The organism is Pseudarthrobacter sp. MDT1-56, from assembly GCF_059383555.1.
Genome location: NZ_JBWZCK010000004.1, coordinates 241,624 through 266,629, shown reverse-complemented (window position 1 = coordinate 266,629; position 25,006 = coordinate 241,624). Strand labels below are relative to the sequence as shown.

The 25,006-nt window shown below is 67.0% G+C and carries 22 protein-coding genes and 1 pseudogene; 8 read left to right on the top strand and 15 right to left on the bottom strand.

Annotated features, from left to right (window positions below):
* Positions 1 to 188: 188 nt before the first annotated feature.
* From ptsP to AC50YC_RS07940, 3 genes are all read left to right on the top strand, one after another.
* Entirely contained in the window at positions 189 to 1,874 is a 1,686-nt protein-coding gene (ptsP, locus tag AC50YC_RS07950; RefSeq protein WP_494953001.1) for a phosphoenolpyruvate--protein phosphotransferase, read from the top strand.
* A 57-nt stretch (positions 1,875 to 1,931) separates the two neighbouring features.
* On the top strand, positions 1,932 to 2,354 hold the full coding sequence (locus AC50YC_RS07945) for a helix-turn-helix domain-containing protein (RefSeq protein ID WP_494953000.1): 423 nt from the start codon (positions 1,932 to 1,934) through the stop codon (positions 2,352 to 2,354).
* Positions 2,355 to 2,455: 101 nt separating this feature from the next.
* Entirely contained in the window at positions 2,456 to 2,743 is a 288-nt protein-coding gene (locus AC50YC_RS07940) for a hypothetical protein (RefSeq protein ID WP_494952999.1), read from the top strand.
* Between the two features lie 12 nt (positions 2,744 to 2,755).
* Here the strand turns inward: AC50YC_RS07940 and AC50YC_RS07935 are convergent, their stop codons facing one another.
* Positions 2,756 to 3,976 carry a PucR family transcriptional regulator gene (locus AC50YC_RS07935; protein ID WP_494952998.1) on the bottom strand — a complete coding sequence of 407 codons (1,221 nt, stop codon included), beginning with the start codon at positions 3,974 to 3,976 and terminating at the stop codon, positions 2,756 to 2,758.
* 256 nt (positions 3,977 to 4,232) lie between these two features.
* Here AC50YC_RS07935 and ald point away from each other — a divergent pair, with 256 nt between their 5' ends.
* Complete coding sequence (gene ald / locus AC50YC_RS07930) at positions 4,233 to 5,351, top strand: alanine dehydrogenase (RefSeq protein WP_494952997.1); 1,119 nt, start codon at positions 4,233 to 4,235, stop codon at positions 5,349 to 5,351.
* Positions 5,352 to 5,447: 96 nt separating this feature from the next.
* On the opposite strand, the gene AC50YC_RS07925 is transcribed toward ald, so the two are convergent.
* The 6 genes from AC50YC_RS07925 to AC50YC_RS07900 form a co-directional block, all read right to left on the bottom strand.
* Positions 5,448 to 6,512 carry a Gfo/Idh/MocA family protein gene (locus tag AC50YC_RS07925; protein WP_494952996.1) on the bottom strand — a complete coding sequence of 355 codons (1,065 nt, stop codon included), beginning with the start codon at positions 6,510 to 6,512 and terminating at the stop codon, positions 5,448 to 5,450.
* Positions 6,513 to 6,630: 118 nt separating this feature from the next.
* Entirely contained in the window at positions 6,631 to 8,343 is a 1,713-nt protein-coding gene (locus AC50YC_RS07920) for an ABC transporter family substrate-binding protein (protein WP_494952995.1), read from the bottom strand.
* 52 nt (positions 8,344 to 8,395) lie between these two features.
* Positions 8,396 to 10,681: a dipeptide ABC transporter ATP-binding protein gene (locus tag AC50YC_RS07915; RefSeq protein WP_494952994.1), complete on the bottom strand. Its 2,286-nt coding sequence runs from the start codon at positions 10,679 to 10,681 to the stop codon at positions 8,396 to 8,398.
* Positions 10,678 to 11,679, bottom strand: coding sequence for an ABC transporter permease (locus tag AC50YC_RS07910; RefSeq protein WP_494952993.1), 1,002 nt, complete (start codon positions 11,677 to 11,679; stop codon positions 10,678 to 10,680). Before AC50YC_RS07910 ends, AC50YC_RS07915 begins: the two co-directional genes overlap by 4 nt.
* Positions 11,680 to 11,681: 2 nt before the next feature.
* Entirely contained in the window at positions 11,682 to 12,668 is a 987-nt protein-coding gene (locus AC50YC_RS07905) for an ABC transporter permease (RefSeq protein WP_354171246.1), read from the bottom strand.
* A 360-nt stretch (positions 12,669 to 13,028) separates the two neighbouring features.
* Complete coding sequence (locus AC50YC_RS07900; protein ID WP_494952992.1) at positions 13,029 to 13,625, bottom strand: TetR/AcrR family transcriptional regulator; 597 nt, start codon at positions 13,623 to 13,625, stop codon at positions 13,029 to 13,031.
* Positions 13,626 to 13,749: 124 nt separating this feature from the next.
* Between AC50YC_RS07900 and AC50YC_RS07895 the strand changes: the two genes are divergently transcribed.
* The 3 genes from AC50YC_RS07895 to AC50YC_RS07885 all read left to right on the top strand — a co-directional run bounded on the left by AC50YC_RS07895 (position 13,750) and on the right by AC50YC_RS07885 (position 16,217).
* Positions 13,750 to 14,313, top strand: a complete 564-nt coding sequence (locus AC50YC_RS07895; RefSeq protein ID WP_494952991.1) for an NAD(P)H-dependent oxidoreductase — start codon at positions 13,750 to 13,752, stop codon at positions 14,311 to 14,313.
* A gap of 127 nt (positions 14,314 to 14,440) precedes the next feature.
* Complete coding sequence (locus AC50YC_RS07890; protein ID WP_494952990.1) at positions 14,441 to 15,733, top strand: aminotransferase-like domain-containing protein; 1,293 nt, start codon at positions 14,441 to 14,443, stop codon at positions 15,731 to 15,733.
* 52 nt (positions 15,734 to 15,785) lie between these two features.
* The gene (locus tag AC50YC_RS07885) at positions 15,786 to 16,217 is read left to right on the top strand and encodes a universal stress protein (RefSeq protein WP_494952989.1); all 432 of its coding nucleotides are present in this window, start codon (positions 15,786 to 15,788) and stop codon (positions 16,215 to 16,217) included.
* A 93-nt stretch (positions 16,218 to 16,310) separates the two neighbouring features.
* Here the strand turns inward: AC50YC_RS07885 and AC50YC_RS07880 are convergent, their stop codons facing one another.
* The 4 genes and pseudogenes from AC50YC_RS07880 to AC50YC_RS07865 all read right to left on the bottom strand — a co-directional run.
* A complete protein-coding gene (locus tag AC50YC_RS07880; RefSeq protein ID WP_494952988.1) occupies positions 16,311 to 16,682 on the bottom strand; it encodes a YegP family protein in 372 nt (123 codons plus the stop codon).
* Positions 16,683 to 16,845: 163 nt separating this feature from the next.
* A complete protein-coding gene (locus AC50YC_RS07875; RefSeq protein WP_494952987.1) occupies positions 16,846 to 18,444 on the bottom strand; it encodes an AMP-binding protein in 1,599 nt (532 codons plus the stop codon).
* A 256-nt stretch (positions 18,445 to 18,700) separates the two neighbouring features.
* Positions 18,701 to 19,093, bottom strand: coding sequence for a helix-turn-helix transcriptional regulator (locus AC50YC_RS07870; protein ID WP_494952986.1), 393 nt, complete (start codon positions 19,091 to 19,093; stop codon positions 18,701 to 18,703).
* Positions 18,999 to 19,274: pseudogene (locus AC50YC_RS07865) on the bottom strand (helix-turn-helix domain-containing protein); the annotation flags it as partial. The gene AC50YC_RS07870 and the pseudogene AC50YC_RS07865, both read right to left, overlap by 95 nt.
* A gap of 206 nt (positions 19,275 to 19,480) precedes the next feature.
* Between AC50YC_RS07865 and AC50YC_RS07860 the strand changes: the two are divergent.
* Positions 19,481 to 19,819 carry a hypothetical protein gene (locus AC50YC_RS07860; RefSeq protein ID WP_494952985.1) on the top strand — a complete coding sequence of 113 codons (339 nt, stop codon included), beginning with the start codon at positions 19,481 to 19,483 and terminating at the stop codon, positions 19,817 to 19,819.
* A gap of 83 nt (positions 19,820 to 19,902) precedes the next feature.
* Here AC50YC_RS07860 and AC50YC_RS07855 read toward each other — a convergent pair whose 3' ends face one another.
* The 4 genes from AC50YC_RS07855 to AC50YC_RS07840 form a co-directional block, all read right to left on the bottom strand.
* Complete coding sequence (locus AC50YC_RS07855) at positions 19,903 to 21,423, bottom strand: dihydrolipoamide acetyltransferase family protein (RefSeq protein WP_494952984.1); 1,521 nt, start codon at positions 21,421 to 21,423, stop codon at positions 19,903 to 19,905.
* A 60-nt stretch (positions 21,424 to 21,483) separates the two neighbouring features.
* Entirely contained in the window at positions 21,484 to 22,464 is a 981-nt protein-coding gene (locus AC50YC_RS07850; protein ID WP_494952983.1) for an alpha-ketoacid dehydrogenase subunit beta, read from the bottom strand.
* A complete protein-coding gene (locus AC50YC_RS07845) occupies positions 22,464 to 23,723 on the bottom strand; it encodes a thiamine pyrophosphate-dependent dehydrogenase E1 component subunit alpha (RefSeq protein WP_494952982.1) in 1,260 nt (419 codons plus the stop codon). The genes AC50YC_RS07850 and AC50YC_RS07845 overlap by 1 nt, the downstream gene beginning before the upstream one ends.
* Before the next feature lie 147 nt (positions 23,724 to 23,870).
* Entirely contained in the window at positions 23,871 to 24,989 is a 1,119-nt protein-coding gene (locus AC50YC_RS07840) for a histidinol-phosphate transaminase (RefSeq protein ID WP_494952981.1), read from the bottom strand.
* Between the last annotated feature and the right edge of the window lie 17 nt (positions 24,990 to 25,006).

The following is a 25,006-nucleotide window of genomic DNA, read 5'->3' as shown; positions in this document are numbered from 1 at the left end:
TATGAAGTGCATCACATACAATTTTTTCAGGTATCGGGATCCGCCCGCTGACGTAGCTGTCGGCAGGCCCGCCCAACCGTCCGATCCAGAAAATCCGGTCCGGAACTTTCGGGCCGGATCGAAGGGCCGGCTCCGGCGGTACCTGACTCACCGGCTTACCGGCCCACGGCAGAGAATGAGGACCTTCAGTGCAGAACTTCCCAGGAGTAGGCGTCAGCCCCGGCCGCATCATCGGAACCATCCGCCAGATGCCCAAACCCGTCAGCGAACCGCCCGCCGGAGAGCAGTTGCCGGCCGGCGTCACGGCTGAGGAAGCGACCGCTGCCCTCAAGACGGCGGCGAAGGCCGTCCATGATGAGCTGAAGGCCCGGGCCGAGACGGTCAGCGGCGACGGCAAGGCGGTCCTGGAGGCCACGGCCCTGATGGCGACGGACACCATGCTCCTGAAGTCGGCGGCCAAGCTGATCGGCCGCGGCACCTCCGGCCAGCGGGCCATCTGGGAAGCCGGCGCCTCCGTTTCGGAGATGCTGCACAACCTGGGCGGCTACATGGCGGAGCGGGCCACCGACGTCCTGGACGTCCGGGCACGGATCGTCGCTGAACTGCGCGGCGTCCCGGCCCCGGGGATCCCGTCCTCCCCTACCCCGTTCATCCTGATCGCCGAGGACCTCGCCCCGGCGGACACCGCCACCCTGGATCCGGAGAAGATCCTGGCGCTGCTCACCGCCGGCGGCGGACCGCAGTCCCACACCGCGATCATTGCCCGCTCGCTGGGCCTTCCCGCCGTCGTGGCCGCAACCGGCGTCGACCAGCTTCCGGACGGCACGGAGGTCTATGTGGACGGCGCCGCCGGCCTGATCACCGTCGACCCGGACGACTCGCAGCGCGCCGCCGCCGAACACTGGGCCGCCACCGCCTCGCTGCTGGCAGACTTTGACGGCACCGGCGCGACGGCGGACGGCCATCTCGTGCCGCTGCTCGCCAACGTCGGCGGGGCCAAGGATGCCGTGGCCGCCGCGAAGCTGAACGCGCAGGGCGTGGGGCTGTTCCGGACCGAGTTCTGCTTCCTGGAACGGGATACCGAGCCCACCGTGGACGAACAGGCCGCCGCGTACAAGGGCGTCTTCGACGCGTTCCCCGGCAAGAAGGTGGTGCTCCGGACGCTCGACGCCGGCGCGGACAAGCCGCTGCCCTTCCTCACCGACGCCACGGAACCCAACCCCGCCCTCGGCGTCCGCGGGTACCGCACCGACTTCACCACGCCGGGCGTGCTGGAACGCCAGCTGCAGGCCATCGCCCGGGCCGAGCAGGAGTCCGAGGCGGACGTTTGGGTGATGGCCCCGATGATTTCCACCGCGGAGGAGGCTGCCCGCTTCGCCACCCTGTGTGCCGAGGCCGGGATCAAGACCCCTGGAGTCATGGTGGAAGTCCCGTCCGCGGCGCTCACCGCCGAGGCCATCCTGCGGGAGGTGGGCTTCGCGAGCCTGGGCACCAACGACCTCACCCAGTACGCCATGGCCGCCGACCGCCAGCTCGGCCCGCTCGCAGCGCTGAACACCCCGTGGCAGCCCGCCGTGCTACGGCTTGTCGGCCTGACCGTGGAAGGTTCCGTCGCGGAGGGCCACAACAAACCGGTCGGCGTCTGCGGCGAGGCCGCCGCTGACCCGGCCCTCGCCGTCGTCCTGACCGGGCTCGGCGTCTCGACCCTGTCCATGACGGCCCGATCCCTCGCGGCCGTGGCCGCCGTGCTGAAGACCGTCACCCTGGCCGAGGCGCAGGAACTGGCCAAACTGGCCCTCTCCGCGCCAAGCGCCACGGAGGCCCGCGCCTGGGTCCGGGCGAAGCTGCCGGTCCTTGAGGAACTCGGGCTCTAGCGCCGCAGCAGGCAGAGGCAGTGTGTGGCCGAACCCCGGGGCGCTAGGATGCACTTCATGACACTGATTGCTCCCCGGGTGACGGCCGCCCTTCCGGCTGAGGACGCGCAGAAACTCCGCTACGCCCTCAACGGCAGCGACGACATCACGGTGTTCGTCGACGGCACCGTCCACCGGCTGCCGGGCCAGGCGCGGGACGCCGTCGTGGACCTGCTGGCGCGCTTCAGCCGGGGCGAGGCGGTGACGGTCAGCAGCGTCGAGGAAATGCTGACCACGTCCCGGGCAGCCGAGCTGGCCGGGATCTCGCACACATACCTGCGGAACATGACGGACCGCGGCGAAATCCCGGTGGAATACCGGGGCACACACCGCCGGATCCGGCTCGCCGACATCATGGCCTGGCTGGAAAAACAGAAGAAGAACAATACCGCGGACGGCGCTCCCGGCCACGGGGATGACGGTGCCGCGGATGCTTCGTGACGGCGTGATAAGGATCAAACAACGATCCCGGCCCTGCGCGGAAACGCGGAGAACGCCGGGGTTACGCTTGAATTGTGGGTAAGTTCAGAGGGTGGCACATCGTGACTGGCATCGCCGCCATGGTGCTCACGGGCATTCTCGGAACAGCCATGGGGCTGAACAATACCGCTGCCTTTATGTCCAGCTGTGTTGCGTTTGTGGCCGTCTCCATGTGGATGGACAGCCGGATCACGCTCCGCAGGAGAGAACGATCGCGGGAAGCAGCGCGGGAAACAGCGCAAGAGGCCGAGCGGCAGGCCGCCCTCGCCGCGGAGGCGGGTGATGCCGGCTCCGCGCCGGACCGCCCGCTGGAAGCCGAGCAGCCCAAACGGGAGGGCCGCGGCGCCTAACGCCGCCGCCCCTTAGATCCTGGGGCGCCCCGCCCAGCGCCGCGCCTTCAGCGCCGCGTGGAGTTCCAGCCGCACCATTCCCTTGAGCGGGTCGACCCCGAGCAGCTGGCGGATCCGGCCCAGCCTGTTGTAGATGCTGCTCCGGTGCAGGTGCAGCTTGTCCGCCACCTCCTGGACCGACCCGTCATTGTCATAGAAAAGCTCCAGCACCGGCAGCAGCTCGTGGTTCCGGTCGTGGTCCTCCAGGAGGCGGAAATAGACCGAGCCCGCGTCCGCCCACGCCCCCGCCCCGCCGCCGGCCGAGGCCAGCAGCTGGTAGATCCCGGTGGCGCGGCAGTCCACCAGTTCTCCCAGCTGGGGATCCACCGCAGCGGCCTGCGCGGCCTGCCGGGACTGCCGGTACGCATCGGCGAGTTCCCGCGGCCGCGCGAAGCCCTCGGAGGTTCCCAGGATGATCCGGTGGACCGGCCGGCCGGAGCGCTTGGCCAGCTCCAGCTGGTAATGGACCAGCACCTGGGCGTGGTTCGCGCGGCCGGTCGATTCCCTGAACAGGACGACGGCGTGGGTCTCCGTGCCGGCGCTGAACAGGGTGGCATCCACGCCGATGGTGGCCTGGAGCGCAGCAGAGCGGTGGACCAGTGTGGAAGCGATCGGGTCGGAGCCTTCGGCCCAGCCGTCGGCATCCAGTACCGTCACCAGCTGCCAGGGTCCGCGCCCCTGGACTTCCTTCCAGCCCGCCACGGCCGCGACGGCGTTGGACTCGCCCCGGCAGGCGGCCAGGAATTCCTGTTCGCGGCGGCGGCGGAACTCCGATTCGGCCGTGTTGGATTCCAGCAGCAGGGCTGAGAGCTGCTCCAGCTCGCGGGCCACCTCGGGCAACTGGGCGAGGACCGTCGTCGCGTTCGGCTCATCGGCGTCGAGCTGGACCCAGAGGTAACCCACCCGGAATCCCCGCACCAGCAGGGGAACGCAGACGCGGCCCAGCATCCCGAGCTCCTCGTTGGCCGGCACGACCACGGGGCGGACCGCCGTCGCGATCCCGTGCGAGAGCTGCCAGGTGCTGACGTCCACCGGGACGCGCTTGCTGAGCAGGAAGTTCACCCTGACCCGGTCCGCGTGCGACTGGTTGGAGCTGTAGGCGAGCAGTTGGCCGTCGAGGTCCTCGAGTGAAAGGCCGCGGCCCAGTTGGAGTGCGACCTGCTCCACGAGCTGTTCGACGTCCTGCGGCTGCATGCTGCCACACTACTGCCGATGCCGTCCCGGCAGGAAACGCCACAGCGATCGCCCCCCAACGGACATCAGGCGACACCTGACGCTTGCCGGGTCGACAAATGTCCAGTCCGGTATTTGGAAAAGCCCGGATTTCCGCGGGAAGCGGGCGCTGCCGTGAGGCGGCGTCTGTCGCCTGCCTCACAGCCGGATTTATTCTGGAAGTACGACTTCCCCCGCACACCCAGGCCCACAAGGCCGCCAGCACTGGAGCCCACAAATGATCATCGGTGTCCCCAAAGAGATCAAGAACAACGAATTCCGCGTCGCCATCACGGCCGCAGGCGTGCACGAGTTCCGCACCCACGGCCACTCGGTCCTCGTGGAGCGCGGCGCGGGCCTGGGCTCGGGCATTACGGATGAGGAATACGCGATCGCCGGCGCCGAGATCGTCGCCGAAGCCGATGACGTCTGGGCCCGCGCCGACATGGTCATGAAGGTCAAGGAGCCGGTCAAGGCCGAATACCACCGCTTCCGCAAGGGCCTGATCCTCTTCACCTACCTGCACCTGGCTGCCGAGCCGGAACTGACCCAGCAGCTCATCAACTCCGGCGTCACCGCGATCGCCTACGAGACCGTCCAGGAGGGCCGCACCCTGCCGTTGCTCGCCCCGATGTCCGAGGTTGCCGGCCGCCTCTCCGTCCAGGTCGGCGCCACCTCGCTGATGGCTCCGGCCGGCGGCAAGGGTGTGCTGCTCGGCGGCGTACCGGGCGTCCGCCCCGCCAAGGTCGTTGTCCTCGGCGCCGGTGTTGCCGGTACCAACGCCGCCGCCATGGCCCTCGGCCTCGGCGCCGACGTCACCATCCTGGACATCAACATCAACCGCCTGCGCGAACTGGATGCCCAGTACCAGGGCCGCCTGAAGACCGTTGCCTCCAACGCATACGAGATCGAGAAGTCGGTTGTGGACGCCGACCTGGTCATCGGCTCCGTGCTGATCCCGGGCGCCAAGGCCCCGAAGCTGGTCACCAACGAGCTCGTCTCCCGGATGAAGCCCGGCTCCGTACTGGTGGACATCGCCGTGGACCAGGGCGGCTGCTTCGAGGACACGCACCCCACCACGCACCAGGAACCCACGTACAAGGTCCACAACACGATCTTCTACTGCGTGGCCAACATGCCGGGCGCCGTGCCGAACACCTCCACCTACGCGCTGACCAACGTCACCCTGCGCTACGCCGTCGCCCTGGCCAACTTGGGCGTCAAGGCCGCATTCGAACGCGACGCCGCCCTCGCTGCCGGCCTCAACATCGCCGGTGGCAAGGTGGCGCACCGCTCGGTTTCCGAGGCGCACAACCTGCCCCTCGTGGCCGACTGGCACCAGCTGGTCTCCGCGTAGCCAGCCGACCCCGGCCTAGCCGGAAACCGCATCGACTGCTCCGTAACCGCCCTTTGGGACCCCCAAAACGGCGGTTACGGAGCAGTCGATTGCTGTTTAACCCCCGAAACCCAGGGCCCGGGCCTGTTCGATCAGCCGCAGCACCTCCACCGGGCCAGCCGGATCCACCGGGACCGGCAGGGCCGAGGCCGCCCCGCCGTCGTGGATCTTCGCCGCCAGGATCCGGTAGAACGCGGGATAGTCGCCGCGCTCGGTGGGCAGCCGGTCCAGGTGTCCGTCCCGGCCGAGCAGCCCGGACCAGTCCCGGTCCTCGATCCCGTAGTCCGGGTCCAGCGGGCTGCCGCCGGCGACGATGAAGGGCTCCTGCGGGTCCACGCCGTGTTTGGTGTAGCCACCCGCGCTGCCCAGCAGCCGGAACCGCGGTCCCTGCTGGGCGCAGAGCATGTTCATCCACAGATGGCTCGTCACGCCGGATTCGTGCCGCAGGGCAAGGAACACGTCGTCGTCGGTCATCTCGCCGGGCCGCCGCGCATCGAGTTCCGCATGTGTGACCGTGGCGGGGCCGAACAGCTGGACGGCCTGGTCCAGCAGGTGCGTGCCGAGGTCGAACAGCACTCCGCCGCCGTCGTCCGCGGTCGCGGCCGCCTTCCAGGCCTTTGCGACCGCCGGGGACCAGCGTTCGAAGCGGGATTCGAACCGCGTGACGGTGCCGAGCACGCCGCTCTCCAGCAGGCCTTGGACGGTCAGGTAGTCGCCGTCCCAGCGCCGGTTCTGGAAGACCGTGAGCACGCGTCCCAGCCGTGCCGCGAGCTGGATGAGCTCCCCGCCTTCGGCGCTGCGAACGGTAAACGGCTTGTCGACGACGACGTCGAGCCCGGCTTCCAGCGCCGCTTTCGCCAGCGGGTAATGGGTGGCCGGCGGCGTTCCGAGGACCAGCAGGTCCAGTTCGCCGGCGAGCTCCAGGATGTCCTCCGGGGTATTCACCAGGCGGGTGCCGGGATACCGGGCTGAGGCGGCCGCCTGCCGGCCGGTGTCAGAGGTGGAAATCACGTCAACGGAATACGCGGGGTCGGCGGCGAGCAGCGGGGCGTGGAAGACGCTGCCCGAGAGGCCGAAGCCGGCGACGGCCGTGCGGATGGGCCGGGTGGAGTCTGTTGTCATGGTCCCACGCTACCCCCGCACGCCGCGTCAGTCCCCGGATTAAACGGCGACGGCCGGCATGCCCGAAGTTCAGGGAATGCCGGCCGCCGCTGCTCGAAGAGCCGTTGAGCGCGGAGTGTTACTTCTTTTCCCAGCCGATGGTGGTCCAGTCCGGAACCTGGGACAGGCTCTTGAACAGGGACGGGCCGTAGTTGGCGAGGCCGGTGCGCACGAAGGAGATCTGCGGACCGTTCATCACAACACCCATGGAGAAGTACTTCTCCATGTGCTTCTTTTCAACTTCCATGGCTGCCTTGTTGCGCTCAGCGTTGTCGGCAATGCTGGAGAGCTTCTTGATCTCGGCGTCCAGTTCGGCGTCGCCGAGTTCGTTCTCGTTCGTCTTGGAATCGTAGAACTGCTTGACGGAGTCGGTCGCGTCGGCGCCCACGGTGTAGCCGGAGACGCTCATGAAGAAGTCGCGGCTGCCCAGCACCTTGCCGAAGTCGGCGGAAGCGCGCTGGTCGATGCCAACATCCATGCCGCCGGCCTTGAGCTGGCTCTGCAGCGTCTGCGCGAAGGCCAGGGTGGTGGGATCGTCACCGAAGTTGCTGATCTTGAAGGCGGCGGGGACGCCGTCCTTTTCCATGATGCCTGCGGCGTTGGCCGTGTAGCCGGCGTCCGTCAGGACCTTCTTGGCGGCCTCGGTGCCGGTCTCCTTGACCGGGTAGTTGTCCTGGTAGTACTTGGAGAACGGCAGCAGCATCATCGATCCGGAGCTGGTTTCTTCCCAGTTCAGGCCGTTGAAGCGGACCTTGCGCAGTGCTTCGCGGTCGACGGCGGTGAAGATCGCCTTGCGGATGGCGACGTCGGTCATCGGCGCCTTCTGGGCGTTGAGGTTCAAGCCACCGGCGAAGAGACGCTGGCCGCGGCGGATCTCGGAGTCCTTGGTGCCGTCGAGCTGCTTGTACGGGGTGATGGTGTTAGCGGACACCCCGTCGATTTCACCGTTCTTGAAGGCGGCGATCGCGGCGCTGCTCTCAAGCTGGCGGAAGACCACCTTTTCCAGGACCGGCTTGTTGCCCCACCACTTGTCGTTCTGGGCGAGGGTGACCGTCTTGGCGGCACTGTCGTACTGGTCCAGCTTGAACGGCCCGGCCATCCATTCCGGGTGCATGTCGCCGGTGAAGCCTTCGTTGAAGATCTCCGCAGTGTTCACGGCCGGGTGGATCAGGCCGGTGAACAGGGAGTCCAGCGGGTAAACCGGCTGGGTGGTGGTGACAATAACTTCCTTGTCGCTGGAACCGGCCTTGACGGATTCCACGAACTCGTATGCGCCGGAGCTGACGATGTCGATGTCCTTGTTTTCACCCTTGAGCATGTTCCAGGTGTTTTCGAAGGCCTTGACGTCGATCGGCGTGCCGTCGTTGTAGGTGGCCTTCTCGTTCACCTTGATGGTGATGGTCTGCTTGCCGTCCTTGACGTCGCTCTTGACGTCTTCGCAGAAGTCCTTGTTCGGCGTGGCGGTGCCGTCGAAGTCGAAGTTCCAGCAGCCCCAGGTGCCGGCCTGGTCGATGGGGCGGTGCAGGGCGGTGTTGTCCGCGCTGTTGCCGTTGTTGGAGAACCCGTTGAAGTCCGGACCGATGTTGCCCAGCGGCAGGGTGACGGTGCCGCCCGGCTGCAGGTCCTTGGCATCCTTGGCGTTGATGCTGACGAGCTTGGCCAGGTCACTTCCTGCGTCCTGGCCCTTCGCGGCCTCGGGACCCTGTGCGGCGCCGCCGCCACCGCCGCAAGCGGTGAGCGCAAGCGCTGCAACGACGGCGGTAACGCCGCCGATCTTGGTCAGATTCTTCATGTGTTCCCCTTCATTCCTTTTGGTGCGAGTTGTGATGCGTGTGACTGGTAGGTCAGGTGGTTTCGTGGACAACGAGCATGTCCGCGTCCAGTTCGCCGTCCGGGTAGAAACAGGCGAACTGCTGGTCTGTGGGGGCCGCGGGGGCGGCCGGAAGGCCGGTAGCGGCCGGATGCCCGTGGGCTTGTCCGGCGCCGGCTGCTTCCAGGGAGTCCGCGACTGTCACCAGTCCCGGCTCCTGGGTCAGGCACTTCTCCTGCCTTGCCGGCGGCAGCGCCGCGAAGACCGGGCAGCGCGTGGCGAAGTTGCAGCCTGTCGGCGCTTCCAGCGGCGAGGGCAGATCGCCCTGCAGGATGATGCGTGAGCGGGTGCGTTCCAGGACCGGGTCGGGGACCGGAATCGCGGAGAGCAGGGCCCGGGTATAAGGGTGGCGCGGATTGTCGAAGACGCTGTCCACGTCCCCGATCTCCACGATTTTGCCCAGGTACATCACGGCCACCCGGTTGGAGATGTGCCGCACCACCGACAGGTCGTGGGCGACCATCAGGTAGCTCAACCCGAGTTCCGCGCGGAGCTGGTCCAGCAGGTTGATGACGCCGGCCTGGACGGACACGTCCAGGGCGGACACCGGCTCGTCCAGGACCACCAGTTTGGGGTTCACGGCGAGGGCGCGGGCAATGCCGATGCGCTGGCGCTGGCCGCCGGAGAACTGGTTGGGGAAGCGGTTGACGTGGTCCGGCTGGAGGCCCACGAGTTCCATCAGCTCCATGATCCGCTTCCGGATCTGGGGCTTGGCCATGCCCGCGTTCTCGAGCGGCTCGGCCAGCACTTCAAAGACGGTGAAGCGCGGGTCGAGGGCACCGGTGGGGTCCTGGAACACCATCTGGAGTTCCTTGCGCATGGCGCTCTTGGTCTTAGCGTCGGAGGCTTCCTTGTTGCTGAGGCCGCCGATGACCACCTCGCCGTCCTGGTCCTTGTGGAACTCCATGATTTCCAGCAGGGTGGTGGTTTTGCCGCAGCCGGACTCGCCGACGATCGAGAAGCACTCGCCCTCGCGGATGTCGAAGCTCAGCCCGTCGACCGCCTTGACGGTGCCGATCCGGCGTTTGAGCAGGGCGCCCTTCAGCAGCGGGAAGTGCTTCCTGACGTCCCTGAGCTCCAGCACGGTCCGGCGCTCTGCGCGCGGGATCGCGTCAAAGCGTGACACCGGGACGGCCGGGGCCTTAAAGACCTCGCGGACGTCCACTTCGAGGCCGAGGGAATCGGTCTTGATGCAGGCGGCCTGGTGCGGCAGGCCGCCGTCCAGGGTGTCCCCGGCGACGGGCCACAGCTCCGGCTCGCCCTGCAGGCACGCGTCGCTGGCCAGCGGGCAGCGCGGCGCGAAGGAACAGCCCGTCGGTGTGTGGATGAGGTTCGGCGGGATGCCCTCAATCGGCACCAGCGAGGACTTCTCGGCCACATCAACGCGCGGCACCGCGCCGAGCAGGCCCATCGTGTAGGGCATCCGGGGGTTGTAGTAGATGTCGTCGACGCTGCCGGTCTCCACCGGCTTGCCGGCGTACATCACCATGATGTCGTCCGCCATGCCGGCGACGACGCCAAGGTCGTGCGTGATCATCACGACGGCGGCGCCGGTTTCCTCCTGCGCGGTGTGCAGCACCTCGAGGACCTGCGCCTGGATGGTGACGTCGAGCGCCGTCGTGGGCTCATCGGCGATCAGCACGCGCGGGTTGTTGGCGATCGCGATGGCGATCATGACGCGCTGGCGCATACCGCCGGAGAACTCATGCGGGAAGGCCTTGAGCCGGTCCTTCGGGCTGGGGATGCCCACCATGCCGAGAAGCTCGACGGCGCGTGCCTCCTTGGCCTGCTTGCTCATGGCGGGATTGTGGACCGTGAGCGCCTCGATGATCTGGTTGCCCACCGTGTAGACCGGGGTCAGGGAGGACAGCGGATCCTGGAAGACCATGGCGATGTCGTTGCCGCGGTACTGGCACATGGCCTTGTCGCTCAGTCCCAGCAGTTCCTTGCCCTGGAGCCGGACCGAACCGGTGATCTCCGCCGTCGGGGGCAGCAGGCCGAGGATGGCCATGGAGGTGACGGACTTTCCGGAGCCCGATTCGCCCACGATGCCCAGCGTCTTGCCGGCGCGGAGGTCGAAGTCGATGCCGCGGACAGCGTGCACCACCCCGTTTTCCGTGTTGAAGCGGACGTTCAGGTCCCGGACGGAGAGCACCGCATCCGCCGGGGCATCACCTGCGGCGTGCAGCCCGGCGACGTGGAGGCGCTCGACGGCGGAGAGCTCGGCGGACTCGGTGCCTGCGGTCATTTCGTGGCTCATGTGGTCTTCTTCTGTGCGGTCTTGGGTGTCTTGCCGATTCTGGCGTTGCTCTTCTTGGCGCGGCCAACGGAGCTGGAGCTGGGATCGAACGCGTCACGCAGGCCGTCGTTCATCATGGCCAGCGAACCGGTCAGCAGGAACATGACGGTCAGCGGGACCCAGAACATCCACGGGAAGGTGGAGACCTGGGAGGTGGCCTGGCCGATCAGCACGCCCAGACTGACGTCGGGGACCTTGATGCCGATCCCGATGAAGGAGAACGCCACCTCGGCCAGGATCGCGCCGGTGATGCCCCGGGTGATGTCCAGGACCAGCAGCGAGCCGATGTTCGGGACGAGGTGCCGCCAGACGATGCGCCGCGGCGGGACCCCCATGTACTGGGCCGCTTTCACGAAGTCCCGCGACATGAGGGACATCGAGAGCGAGCGGATGAGGCGGGCCGTGCCCATCCAGCTGAAGACCAGCAGCACGATGATCAGAAGGAGCCAGCTGGGCAGGGACTGCTGCAGGCCGTTGCCGCCGCCGCTGGTGGCCACGGCGACGACCAGCAGGGCCGGCATCATGATCAGGGCTTCGAGGACGAACAGCATGACCTTGTCCACCTTCCCGCCGAAGTAGGCCATGGTGCAGCCGTACACGGCGGCGATCAGGACCGAGACGAGCCCAACGACAAGGCCGATCAGGATCGAGATCCGGGTGCCTTCCACGGTCAGGGCGTAGAGGTCGATCCCGGCCTGGGAGGTGCCCAGCAGGTGCTCGGCCGACGGCGGCATGCCGATGTTGAACGGGTCGATCGTCTCCTTGTCCCAGCTGGTGAAGAAGCCGCCCACGAAGGAGAACAGGGTCAGGGCCAGGAAGACGACCAGCCCGACGACGGCTGTCCTGTTGCGCAGGAAGCGGCGGAGGATGATCGAGGACTTCGCGATGACGACGTCGTTGTTCTCGATTTTCGCCTCGCCGGCGACGGCGGCCGGGTCGATGGTGTTGAGGTTTGTCATGCTTACTGCACCCGCACTCTCGGGTCGACCAACGTGGTGGCGAAGTCCGCGAGGATCGCACCGATCGCGAAGATCACGGAGCCGTAGGCGAGGGTCGCCGTCGCGGCATTGACGTCCTGAAGGGCGATCGCGTCGATGCTCCAGGAGCCGACGCCGTGCCAGGCGAAAATCTTCTCGGCGAAGAAGCCGCCGGCGAATATGGCGGGGATGGTGAAGGCGATGCTTTGCGCCACGGGGATGAAGGACACCCGCAGCGCGTGCCGGCTGATGGCCTGGTTGCGGGTCAGTCCCTTCGCCCGCGCCGTCCGGACAAAGTCGGCGTTGACGTTGTCCAGAAGGTACTGGCGCTGGGCGATCTGGTAGGTGCCCCACCCGACAATCGTGATCGCGAAGGTCGGCACCGCGTAGTGCGCCAGCATGTCCACGAACTGGACCCAGCCATTGCCCTCCAGCCCTGGCGTGGAGATACCGGTGACGAAGAAGATTCGTTCGCCGACCGACTCGTTGATGTTAATGGCACCGAGCTGCACCAGGAAGTAGGCGATCGGCGCGGGCACGATGTAGACGAGGTAGCTGTATGAGGTGATAACCCGGTCCGAGGCCTTGTACTGCCGCGCTGCCGTGTACACGCCCAGGGCGACGCCGATGATCAGGGTCAGGATGATCGAGGCCAGGAACAGCCGGGTCGAGATCCAGACCCGGTCGCCGAATTCGGCGTTGATGAACGCGCCGTTGGGGCTGCGTCCCCAGTCCCAGCGGGTGACGATCGCGGTGAGCCACTCGACGTAGCGTTCCCACGGGCTGAGCTCCGGATCGAGGCCCTTGAGCCGGAAGGAGTTGGCCACCTGCTCGGGGGTGGGCCGCGGGATCCGCTCCTGCTCCAGCAGTGCGGGCTGCAGGGTGTTCACGGCCAGGAAGTACCCGGCTGTGGTCGTCAGGAAGATCATGAAGACATACGTGATGGCACGTTTGGCGAGGTATCGGAGCATCGGACGACTAGTTCTGGATCGCCGTTGTCTGTGCGGTCTCTGCCGCTGCCGGAAGGGTGTTTTCTGCCCCGCCGCGTGCAGGATTCCTGACAAGATTCACAACTGATCCTTCCGTAGTCCCCGTCCGGCAGGGGGTTACCTCTGCCGATCCGGGATCTTGGCCAGCGGGTATCTGGCCGCCCGCAGACCTTTCGGCCAGTCCTTATGGACTATGTTGCGGGTCACATTCCAGAGGAAACTATCACATGCACACTGCCGCCGAATGCGCCCGAGCCCGGCATTCCGCGAGTCAGGTATCAGATCGTTATGAATAATTCCGGGGAATTGATTTAGCGGAGGCCAGCCGGAATCCGGCCTGGACTAGGCCCCGTGCACGACGCGTGAGACGAGGTCGCGCCAGGACGCCACGAGGCGCTCCGGGGCAACCTGGTGCACGCGGACGGCGTGCAGGATCCGCTCCGGTTCCAGGACGGCACTCAGCGAGGTGGCCATCAGCCAGGGGTCGGCCGTCAGGCCCGCTTCCCGCAACAGCATCTCAAGATGCCGGTGCCACAGCACGGCTGCCGGCACGTCGAACCGGTTGTACGCGGACACATCCGCGGCCCGGGCCAGCTCGCCGAATTCCAGTACCCAGGCAATGCGCTCCTCGCCGAAGGCGATGAGCCTCTCCAGCGGCGGGGCGCCGGGGCCCAGCGGCGGCGGGCCGAACATGAACCGGCCCTGGAACCCGGCCTCCGCGTCGCTGAGCAGCGTCATCATCAGCCCCGCCCTGCTGCCAAACCGGCGGAACACCGTCCCTTTTCCCACACCGGCGCGCTGCGCCAGCGTACCCATGGTCAGGCCGTCCGCCCCGCATTCCTCAATGAGCTCGCGGGCAGCGCGGAGCAGCAATTCGCGGTTGCGGGCCGCGTCGCGGCGTTCAGGGCCAAGGCCCGGGCGGATTGGGATCAGGCTCACATCGCACAGTCTAGTCCCGGGGAATAGAAGCGGACCGCAGTCCGTTTAGATCATTGAAGGCCGGCAAAGCCTCCATCATCAGCCAGCCGCAGCATGGTCCGCGGCGCGACACCTAGGAGTTCACATGTCCAAGAACACCGTTCTCACCTTGGTCGGCAGCCTGCGCGCCGATTCCACGAACCAGAAGCTGGCTGAAGCCATTCAGCTGAACGCCCCGGAGCAGGTTGAGGTCCTCATCCACGACAGCCTCGGCAACATCCCGTTCTACAACGAGGACATCGACATCGAGGGCCAGGTCCCTGCCGCCGCAGCCGCCCTGCGTGCCGCCGCGAACGAGGCCGACACCCTGCTGCTGGTGACCCCGGAACACAACGGTACCGTCCCCGCCTCGCTGAAGAACGCCATCGACTGGCTATCCCGCCCCTTCGGCGCCGGCGCCTTGAGCGGCAAGCCGACCGCCGTCGTCGGCACCGCCTTCGGCCAGTTCGGTGGAGTATGGGCCCAGGACGAGGCCCGCAAGGCCGTCGGCATCGCCGGCGCCCGGGTCCTAGAAGACGTCAAACTGGCCGTCCCGGGCTCCATGGTCCGCTTCGCCGAGGTCCACCCAAAGGACGACGCCGAGGTTGTTGAGCAGATCAAGGGCGTCTTCGCCGCGCTGGAAGAGTCCCGCTCGGTCGCAGCAGCCTAGCTTCCCGCCCCAGTCCCGACACCCCCGGCCGCGTTTCTGCGCCCGGGGGTGTCGCGCGTGGGGACACCCCGGCCTCCTTGGAAACAAAGGTTTACCCAATGACAACATGGGTTGTATTCTGGGAGATGTGACCCACGAAACACTTGATGCCGCCGCAGAAGTACTCCCGGCCGAGGCAATTGACGCAATCGAACGCGCGGCGACGTCCGCCCACCGCCACGAGGAACTGTTCTCGGAGCGCGCAGCAAATATCAAGCAATCTGCAGTCCGCGATGTCTTCGACATCTCGCTGCGCCCCGGCCTCGTCTCGCTGGCGGGCGGAAGCCCGTACCTCCAGTCCCTGCCGTTGGGACGGCTGGGCCAGACCGCCGCGAAGATCATCGCCGAAGAAGGCATGACCGCGCTGCAGTACGGCGGCGGGCAGGGCACCGAGGAACTCCGCGCCCAGGTCTGCGAAGTCATGGCCGCAGAAGGAATCCTCGATGCCAGGCCTGAGAATGTGGTGATTACGGCAGGTTCACAGTCCGCCCAGGACGTGGCGACCAAGGTCTTCTGCAACCCCGGCGACGTGGTGCTCGTCGAGGACCCCACCTACGTAGGCGCCCTCAACACCTTTGAGGCCTACCAGGTCCAGGTCGCCACCGTGCCGATGGACGGCGACGGCATCATCCCGGACCTCCTGGAGGCCCGGATTGCCGCCCTGCAGACCGCAGGCAAGAACATCAAGTTCCTGTACACCATCCCCAGCTTCAACAACCCGTCCGGCATCACCCTGTCCGCGGAGCGGCGCCAGCAGGTGGTGGAAATATGCCGCAATGCGAATATTCTCGTGCTGGAGGACAACCCCTACGGGCTGCTTCGCTTCGACGGCAAACCGCTGACGCCGCTGCGGGCCGACAACCCTGACGACGTGATTTACATGGGGTCCTTTTCGAAGATCTTCGCGCCCGGGCTGCGGATCGGCTGGGCCCTCGTCCCGGCGCACCTCCAGCGACGCTATTACCTGGCGTCGGAGGCCGTCACACTGTGCCCGCCGACCCTCAACCAGATGCTCGTCTCCGCCTATCTCCGCGACTACGACTGGCGTGGCCAGATCGAGACGTACCGGGGGCTGTACAAGGAACGATGCGACGCGATGCTGGCCGCCCTGGATGAGTTCATGCCCCCAGGGCTGAGCTGGACCCGACCGGAGGGTGGCTTCTTTATCTGGGTCACGCTGCCCGACGGCGTCGACACCTACCCGCTGCTGAAAAAAGCAATCGACGCCGGGGTGGTCTTCATTCCGGGAGCAGCATTTACGCATTCCGACGAGCCGTCCAACAAGATCCGGCTGGCCTTCAGTGCCGTCCCGCCGGAGTCCATCCGCGAAGGAGTGCGCCGGCTGGCGCCGGTCCTGCGGGAAGCCATCGCTGCCCTGTAGCCTGAATCATCGGTGCATGGCCGAAGACTTCCGTTGACCCAAGGAGCATTTCATGACCGGAATTATTGTTGTCGGCGTTGACGGCAGCGAGACTGCCCTCAAGGCTGCGCACACCGCCCGTGACCTCGCCGCTTCGCTCGGGGCCACGCTTCATGTGGTCAGCGCGTTCGACAGCGACAGGACCGAGGTCTACGGCAGCGGCAGCGATAAGTGGATTGTCTCCGACGCCGGGGACGCCGAAAAGGTTGCCCGCGGCGTCGCCGACAGCCTTCGCACGCCCGCAGTGAATGTCACCTACGCCGCAGCCCGCGGCAAGCCGGCCGAGGCCCTGATCGCCGAAGCGGCTCGTTCCGGCGCCCAGCTGATCGTGGTCGGCAACCGGCGGATGAAGGGCCTGGGCCGCGTGCTCGGCAGTGTTGCCAACTCCGTGGCCCACAACGCCCCCTGCGACGTTTACATCGCCAAGACCGACGCGTCCGAGTAGGCCCGGACCGCGACCCTCCGGCGGCATCCGGTCACCCCCAATGGTGATCGGAAGCCGCCGGTCAAAGAAATTCGCGGCGGTTGTGCCGGCTTGCTACCGGCCGGGCACCAGCCGGGCCGGCCCGGCCTCCGTCCGGATTCGGCCGGCGTCGGGGGTCCGTGCCGTCTGGTCCGAGATGTGGGAGGTGGCGGCGCATTCCCGCACGGCTTCGACGCCTTCCACCGCAGCCGCGATGTCCGGGTAGGTTCCGGAGAGGGCCAGCACGGCCCCGGTCCCGTCCAGGATGCGGATGAGGAACCCGCCCCCGTCGGCACGGACGAGTTCAAATTTGCCGGGCGCTGCGGGCCGGCGGACGTCAGGGGCCTGATCGGTGACGGACCGGACCGGCGCCGGGACATGCGGCACGCTTCGAAGCGCGTGTGCGTGGCGGGCGGCGGAAGGCAGGGCGGGGGAAATCTTGGGCATGGTAGCTCCACGATGAGGTTCCAATGGCCGCGTCCTGACCTGCTCCCGACTATACGCTTTGGGTAGGACAGCCGGGATTAGCTGCGTCACAATCGAGCGCAGCCGGATCGTTTCGGCGGCTTCCGGCCCGGTCCGGGTGTCCGGAGCCCGCCGGTGACGAGGCCTATCCGGTGGCAGCCCCTGCCGTCTTCAGCATCCGGCGCAGGATCTTGCCGGAGGAGGACTTCGGCACGGCGTCGATGAACTCGACACGGCGGATCTTCTTGAAGGGCGCCGCCCTGGCCGCCACATAGTCCATCACCGCGGCCTCGTCGAGTCCCTCACCGTCGTTCCCGGGCTGGCGCACCACAAACGCCATCGGCACTTCCTGGCCGTCGGCGTCGGACGTTCCGATCACCGCGGCGTCCGCGATGCCGGGGTGGGTGAGGAGCAGCGCCTCAAGCTCCGCCGGGGCGATCTGGTAGCCCTTGTACTTGATCAGTTCCTTGAGCCGGTCCACGATCGTGACGACGCCGTCGGCACGGACGGTGGCAATGTCCCCGGTGCGCAGGAACCCGTCGGCGTCGAGGGTCTCCGCCGTTTCCTCGGGACGGTTGAGGTAGCCGAGCATCACGTTCGGTCCGCGGCACAGCAGGTGCCCGGGCGCGCTGGTGCCCTCGGCCGGGATTTCGATGTCCTCCCCGGAGGCAGGATCCAGCAGCCGGCAGTCCATATTGGGGACGGTATAGCCGACCGAACTGACGGGCACATCCGTGGCGTCCACCGGGATCAGGTGGGACACGGGGCTCATCTCGGTCATGCCGTAGCCCTGCAGCACCCGGCAGCCCAGGCGTTCTGCCAGCCTCCTGCCCAGTTCGCCGTCGAGCGGCGCCGCCCCGGACAGGGTGGTGTGCACGGAACTGAGGTCATAGTCGGCAACCAGAGGGTGCTTGGACAGTGCCACGGCCACCGGCGGGGCAATGAACAGGTAGCTGCACTTCTGGTCCTGGATGATCCGCAGGAACTCGGCCAGCTCGAATTTCGGCATCGTGACCAGGCAGGCCCGCTGTCGCAGCGCGAGGTTCAGCAGCACCGTCAGCCCGTAGATATGGAAGAACGGCAGCAGGGCCAGCAGGCGGTCCTCGGGAGTGACCTTGAGCAGCCCGCGGGATTGCTCCGCGTTGGCCACGAGGTTCCCGTGGCTGAGCCTGACGCCCTTGGGCCGGCCGGTGGTCCCTGAGGAGTAAGGCAGCACGGCCACGTGCGTGGCGGGATCGAAGCTGACGTCCGGCGCCGGGGCGCCCGCGGTCAGCAGGTCACGCAGCGAGGGATGGCCGGCGGCGCCGTCGAGGACGACGAGCCGGTCGGCCGGGATTCCGGCCCGGGTGGCGGCTTCCTGGGCCGCGGGGAGCAGGGCGGAGACGGTGAACAGCCATGAGGCGCCGGCGTCGGCGAGCTGGAGGGCGATCTCGTCCGCCGTATACAGCGAGTTCACGGTGGTGACAGTCGCGCCGGCCCGCAGCAGTCCGTGGAAGACGACGGTGAACGCCGGGACGTTGGGGCACAGGATCGCCGCGACGCCGTGGACGCCCAGGCCCTGGGCCGCGACGGCTCCGGCCAGGGCATCGATCTGCCCCACGAGGCTCCGGTAGCTGGTCTCCGCGCCGCTCGTGCCGTCGACGACGGCGATCCGGTCCAGGTCCGCCTCCTCCAGCCCGCCAAAGAGGTAGTCGTACAGGCTGACGTCGGGAATATCCACATCTGGGAACGGGCTCGAAAACACGCAACATCTCCTTTGATCCGCGTACGCCAGCTGGCGGCGGCTGCTGCCACTCTAGTGCCGTCTGGCCCTTCTGGACAGGACCGTCCTGGCCGGCGCCACAATGCCCAGTGGGCAGTCTCACGCGGGTTCCGGCCCGGCACAGGGCGGTTTCCAACCATCGTCGCAACAGGTTTGCTTTGACGGTAGCAGAACGCCTGATGAGGGGGGGAGTGCCCTGATTATCTGGAATTTCTCATTCCGCGGACACTTTAGGTCATTAGGCTGGAACGTTTGAGCCTTCGGTTAGGCCGGTCAGGAGGGGCCATTGGGTGGGCGTGCACTGGTAAACGCGGGTGAAGGCCCGAGTGAAAGTGGACGTGTCGCGGAACCCGCATGTCCTGGCGATCGATCCCACGCTCTGGCGGGTTTGTGGCCGGGCAGCCAGCAGCGCCGTAGCGCGTTCCATCCGCCGCCGCCGTACATAGGCCGCGGGCGTTTCCCCGGTCGCCGCGAAGATTTCGTGGAGCTTGCGGACCGAGACGTTCTGGACGTAGGCCAGCTGTTCGGGCCAGCTCCCGGCTGATCGTTGATGGTGAGCGCCCGAGCTCCCGGGCGATGGAGCGAAGACTTGATCGGGCCAGCAAGCGGTCTGCGATGAACACCCGTTCATCCTCTGAAAGGTATCGGCTGGAGGCATTTGCCGCGGGAATGGGAAGCCGCCGCCGAGGATCCAGGCCCTGCTGGCGCAGTCCGCCGCCGCCGCCATTGCGTCCGTTCAGCCAACTGTTTCCTGTGTTCCGGCCGATGCCGAGGATCCTGCATGCCGCGGAGTTCGAATGGCCGTCTTTCATGAGCTGAACATACAAGGCACGCTTCTCAACATGCATAGGAGCGGAAATTTGTTGTTTTCGCCGCGCCGAGCGTCCCATAAATCAACACCTCTTTCAGTCAGTGTTGCGACGTTCGTTGGAAACCGCCCAGCCTGGTGCCGGCGGTAAAATTGGAAGTGCCCCCACTGGCGAGGACATCCAATTTCTTTTAGCCCTGGGGGATGAAAATGCCTACTCTTCAGCGCCGCCAGCTCGTTGGCCACGATATCCTCCTGGCCCGGCACGGCAACCACATCTCCGCCATGCGGGTGGACCGCCAGGCCGATCGGGTGGTCGCTTTGCTGGACGACGGCTCCACGGACAGTGCCCCGAACACGATCTCCCCCGGCCTGCGCATGCCCGAGACAGTGCGGAGCGTCGTCCGCGACGACTGGAAATTCTTGGCCGTGGTGACCGCGTGCACCACGGGCTTTGCCGGTGTGGTGTGCGCCGCCGCTGCCGTCCTGGCCGGGATCAGCGGGGATCCCGCTATCGCCGAAATGCTGTCGACCTCCCCGGGCAGCTAGCCCCGCAGGGCCGACATCCGCAAGCACGGAACCCCGCCGCTGAGCATGCTCAGCGGCGGGGTTTTTGCGTTTGTCCCTGTTGCTCAGTCCAGCAGCAGGGCGGGTTCTTCCAGGATCGACGCGACGTCGGCCATGAACCGTGCCGAGAGGTCGCCGTCCACCACACGGTGGTCGAAGGAGCCGCCGAGGGTGGTGATCCAGCGCGGAATCACCTCGCCGTCCAGGACCCAGGGCTTCTGCTTGATGGTGCCGAAGGCCACGATCGCCACTTCACCGGGGTTGATGATCGGCGTGCCCGTATCGATGCCGAGGGCGCCGATGTTGGTGACGGTAAGGGTGCCGCCCTGCATCTGGGCGGGCTGGGTCTTACCGGCCCGGGCGGTCGTGGCGAGCTCGTTCAGGGCCAGGGCCAGCTCCTTGAGGGACAGGTCCTGGGCGTTCTTGATGTTCGGGACCATCAGGCCGCGGGGCGTTGCCGCCGCGATTCCGAGGTTCATGAAGTGCTTGATGTGGATCTCGGCGGAGTCGCTGCCGTCCGGGTTGTCCACCCAGGTCGCATTGACGCTGGGGTTGCGGGCCGCAGCCCAAATGACCGCTTTGGCCAGGATCAGCAGCGGGGAGACCTTGATGCCCTCGAAGTCGCGGGAGGCCTTGAGTCGCTTGACGAACTCCATGGTCCGGCTGGCATCGACGTCGACGAAGATGCTGACGTGCGGGGCCGCGAAGGCCGACTCGACCATGGCCCGCGCCGTGGCCTTGCGGACGCCCTTGACCGGAACCCGTTCGATCCGCTGTTCCTGCGGGCGGCCGGTCTTGCCCCAGAAGGTATCCGCCTTGTCCACCTCGGCGTCGCGCTGCGCCTGGTAGCTCACCAGGTCCTCGCGGGTCACCTCGCCGCGGGCCCCGGTGGGGACGACGTCGGCCAGGTCGATGCCCAGATCGCGCGCGATTTTGCGCACGGGGGGCTTGGCCAGGACCCTGCTGACCAGGCCGCTGATGGCCCCGCCGAGGGTGGGGCGCTGGTCGATGCTGTCCTCAGGGGCCGGGCGTTCCGCGTGGGCAACCGCCTCCGCGCTGATCCAGATGTCATGCGCCTCTACCCCCTCCAGCTCCCTAACCTCGGTAGCTCGGCCCGGGACCCCGGCTGGCGTGGCCCCTGGCTCGGTCAGCGGGACCGGCGCGGCAATGCGGGGGCGGCGCTTGACAGCGTCGGCCTTGGGACCGGAGCCCACCAAGGGACCGCCGGCCGGACGCCCGGCCGATTCACCGGAGTCGGACGTGTCCGCTTCCAGCTTTCCGTACAGCGGAGCGGCGGGAGCCTGCTCGACGGCGGGAGCAGGGACGGCGTCCGTACCGGAGGGTGCCGCGTCGCTCACGCTGATGATCGGGGTCCCGACGGCGACGGTCAGGCCCTCGGGGACCAGCAGCTCCCCGACGGTTCCTGCGAACGGAGAGGGCAGCTCGACGAGGGATTTTGCGGTCTCGATTTCACACAGGACGTCGTTGATGGCCACCGTGTCGCCGGGTTTGACCTTCCAGGCGACGATCTCGGCCTCGGTCAGCCCTTCGCCCACATCGGGGAGGTTGAACTTGTGAAGAGTCATGGTGTCCTTGTTGGAAGAAGGGTGCCTCAGCGGGAAGCGGTCAGCAGAAAGGGGGCGCGGTCAGTAGGAAAGGGCGCGTTCCAGGGCCTCGAGGATGCGGTCGATGTCCGGGAGATAGTCTTCCTCCACCTTGGCCACCGGGTAGGGCATGTGGAAGCCGCCGACGCGGATGACGGGTGCCTCGAGTGAATGGAAGGCACGCTCGCTGATCCGGGCCGCAATTTCGCCGCCGATGCCGCCGAAGGTCGGGGCCTCGTGGGCCACAATCAGCCGGCCAGTCTTCTTGACGGAGTCGGTGACGGTGTCGAAGTCGATCGGCGAGATTGAGCGCAGGTCGATGACCTCCACACTGTGGCCGTCCTCGGCGGCGGCGTTGGCAGCTGCCAGGGCCACCGGCACCAGGGGCCCGTAGACCACGACGGTGGCGTCTGTTCCCTCGCGGAGCACGTGCGCCTTGAACGGATCCGCGGAGGGCCCGGGGGATTCCGTATCGACCTCGCCCTTGAGCCAGTAGCGGCGTTTCGGTTCGAAGACGATCACGGGGTCCTGGCAGTCGACGGCCTGCTGGATCATCCAGTAGGCATCGTGCGGGTTGGACGGGGTGATGATGCGCAGGCCGGCCGTGTGGGCGAACAGCGCCTCCGGGGACTCCGAGTGGTGTTCGATCGAACCGATGCCGCCGCCATAGGGGATCCGGATGACGACCGGCACGGTCAGTTTGCCGTTGCTGCGGGAATGCATTTTGGCCAGCTGGGTGGTGATCTGGTTGAAGCCCGGGAACACGAAGCCGTCGAACTGGATCTCACAGACGGGCAGGTAGCCACGCAGGGACATGCCGATCGCGGTTCCGATGATGCCGGACTCCGCCAGCGGGGTGTCCACCACGCGGTCGGCGCCGAACTCGGCGATCAGGCCGTCGGTGACGCGGTACACGCCGCCCAGGGGTCCGATGTCCTCGCCCATGAGCAGGGCTCGGGGGTTGTTGGTTAACGTCGCGCGGAGGCCTTCATTGATGGCCTTGGCAATGGTCATGGTGGTCATCAGGTGGCCGCCCCTTCTGCCTGGGCTGTTCCGGCGGGTTCGGCCTCGTCGGCGAAGCCTGCGCTATATTCCTCGAACCAGGCCAGCTCCTCGGCCACCAGCGGGTGGGCCTCCACGTAAGTGTTGGCGAAGGCAGTACGGATGTCCGGGGTTTCAAGATCGTACGTGGTCTTGCGGACGTAAGCGGCGAGTTCGTCGCCGTCGGCCCTGACCTGCTCAAAGAAGGAGTCGTCGGCCATTCCCTCCGCGCGGAGATACTTCTCAAGGCGCTCCAGCGGATCCTTGGCCCGCCACCGGCTCTCCTCGGCGGATTCCCGGTACTTGCTGGGATCGTCGGCCGTGGTGTGGGCACCGACGCGGTAGGTGAACGCCTCGATCAGCACCGGGCCCTCGCCCTGGCGGGCGCGTTCCAGCGCCCACTCGGTGACGGCATGGACGGCGATCACGTCGTTTCCGTCCACCCGGATGCCCGGGAATCCGTAGCCCTTGGCCCGGTTGGCGAGCGGGATGCGGGTCTGCACGGAGCTGGGGACGGAGATCGCCCAGTGGTTGTTCTGGCAGAAAAACACCACGGGGGCCTTGTAGGAAGAAGCGAACACCATGGACTCATGGACGTCGCCTTCGGAGCTGGCGCCGTCGCCGAAGTAGACCATAACGGCAGCCTTGGGCTCGGCGGTCTGGCCGGCCGTTCCGGCCGCGAGTGCGGCAGACGCCGCGAACTTCTGGTCGCGCTGGATGCCCATCGCATAGCCGACCGCATGGGGGGTCTGCGCTGCGAGGACGAGGGTGTAGAGGTGGAAGTTGGTGTCCTTGGGGTTCCAGCCGCCGTTGGAGACGCCGCGGAACTGGCGGAGCAGCTCGGCCAGGTCCACGTTGCGGGTCAGGGCGACGCCGTGTTCGCGGTAGGTGGGGAAAATGTAGTCCTGCGGCTGGCTGGCCCGGCCGGATCCGATCTGGGCCGCCTCCTGGCCGGTGAGCGGAACCCAGAGGGCCAACTGGCCCTGCCGCTGCAGCGCGGTTGCCTCGACGTCGAAACGGCGGATTTTCGCCATGTCGGCATAAAAGCCGCGCAGCGTCCCGGAGTCGAGCCGCTCGGCATAGTCCGAGAAAACGGGATCAGAACGGCGCGTGCCATCGGGGGCGAGGAGCTGCACCATCGGCTCGGCAGGATCGCCCAGGCGGGCCTCGGCTTCCGCCTCGAGCCGGTCTTCAATTTCGGTTCCGTCGAACTCGGTAGAGGGCAGATGTGTGGCGCCCATACCGTCTCCTTGCTTGCCGCATCCGAATGCGCCGCAATCGCTGGGATACATGCCGGACCGGCTATACATTCCCGGCCCGGCATATATTTTGGCTTACTCGTCCTTACTTTATCCGCAGCAGGCTGGCCGCGGCCGTCATGTTAAGCGCTAGGAACGCCGCGGCGGTTTTGTATAGATTGCACAGAGCTCCAGAAAGCGGGTGTTGGCCTCGGCTTCGCCGATGCTGACCCGCACACCCTCGTTGGCGAACGCTCGCACGGACAGGGCCCGCTCCCCCGCGAGGGCGGCGAATTCCGCGCTGTCAGCACCGAGATTGAGCCACACGAAGTTGCCCTGGGCCTCAGGCACGAACCAGCCGAGGTCCCGCAGTCCGGCGGTGACCCGGTCCCGTTCGTCCACGAGGCTTTGTACCCTTTCTACAACCTCGCCGAAATGCCCCAGCGAGGTCACAGCCGCGGTTTCGGCGATCTGGGATACCGCGAAGGGTGTGGCCGAGACGCGCAGGTGCTGGGTGAGGTCCGGCTGGGACACGCTGTAGCCGACCCTCAGCCCGGCCAGGCCGTGGGCTTTGGAGAAGGTCCGCAGGACGACGACGTTGGGGTACTTCCGGTACATTTCGATGCCGTCGACGGCGTGCTCGTCGCGGACGAACTCCTGGTAGGCCTCATCGATGACCACCACAACGTCGGAGGGAACCCGCTTGATAAAACGCTCGGTTTCCTCGGTGGTCAGGATCGGCCCGGTGGGGTTGTTAGGCGTGCACAGCAGGACCATCCGGGTGCGGGCCGTCACCGCTGCGGCCATGGCGTCGAGATCGTGGCGGCCCTCCCCGGTCAGCGGGATCCGGACGCTCTCGGCGCCGGCCAGGCCGACGCAGATCGGGTACGCCTCGAATGAGCGCCACGCGTAGATCACCTCATCGGGCTTGCCGTCATCGTTCTGCCCGGCGAACGTGGCGAGCAGCTGGTTCAGCGCCCCGAGGCTTCCGGCGCCGGTAACGATGTCCTCGGCGGGAACGTCCAGGAACCCGGAGAGCGCGCCGCGCAGCTTGCTGCTCAGCGGATCCGGGTACCGGTTGAAGTCGGTCTGCGCCGCGATGGCCTGCTGCACTGCAGGGATCGGGGGCAGCGGGTTTTCGTTGGAGGAAAGCTTGTAGCTGACCAGTCCTTCGACGGGGACCGGCGGTTTGCCGGCCGCGTAGCGGGGAAGGAGGTCTACCACCGGACGGGGCCTGATGCCCCCGGCCGTGTTCTCTGATGAAGTCATGCCAACTAGCCTACTTC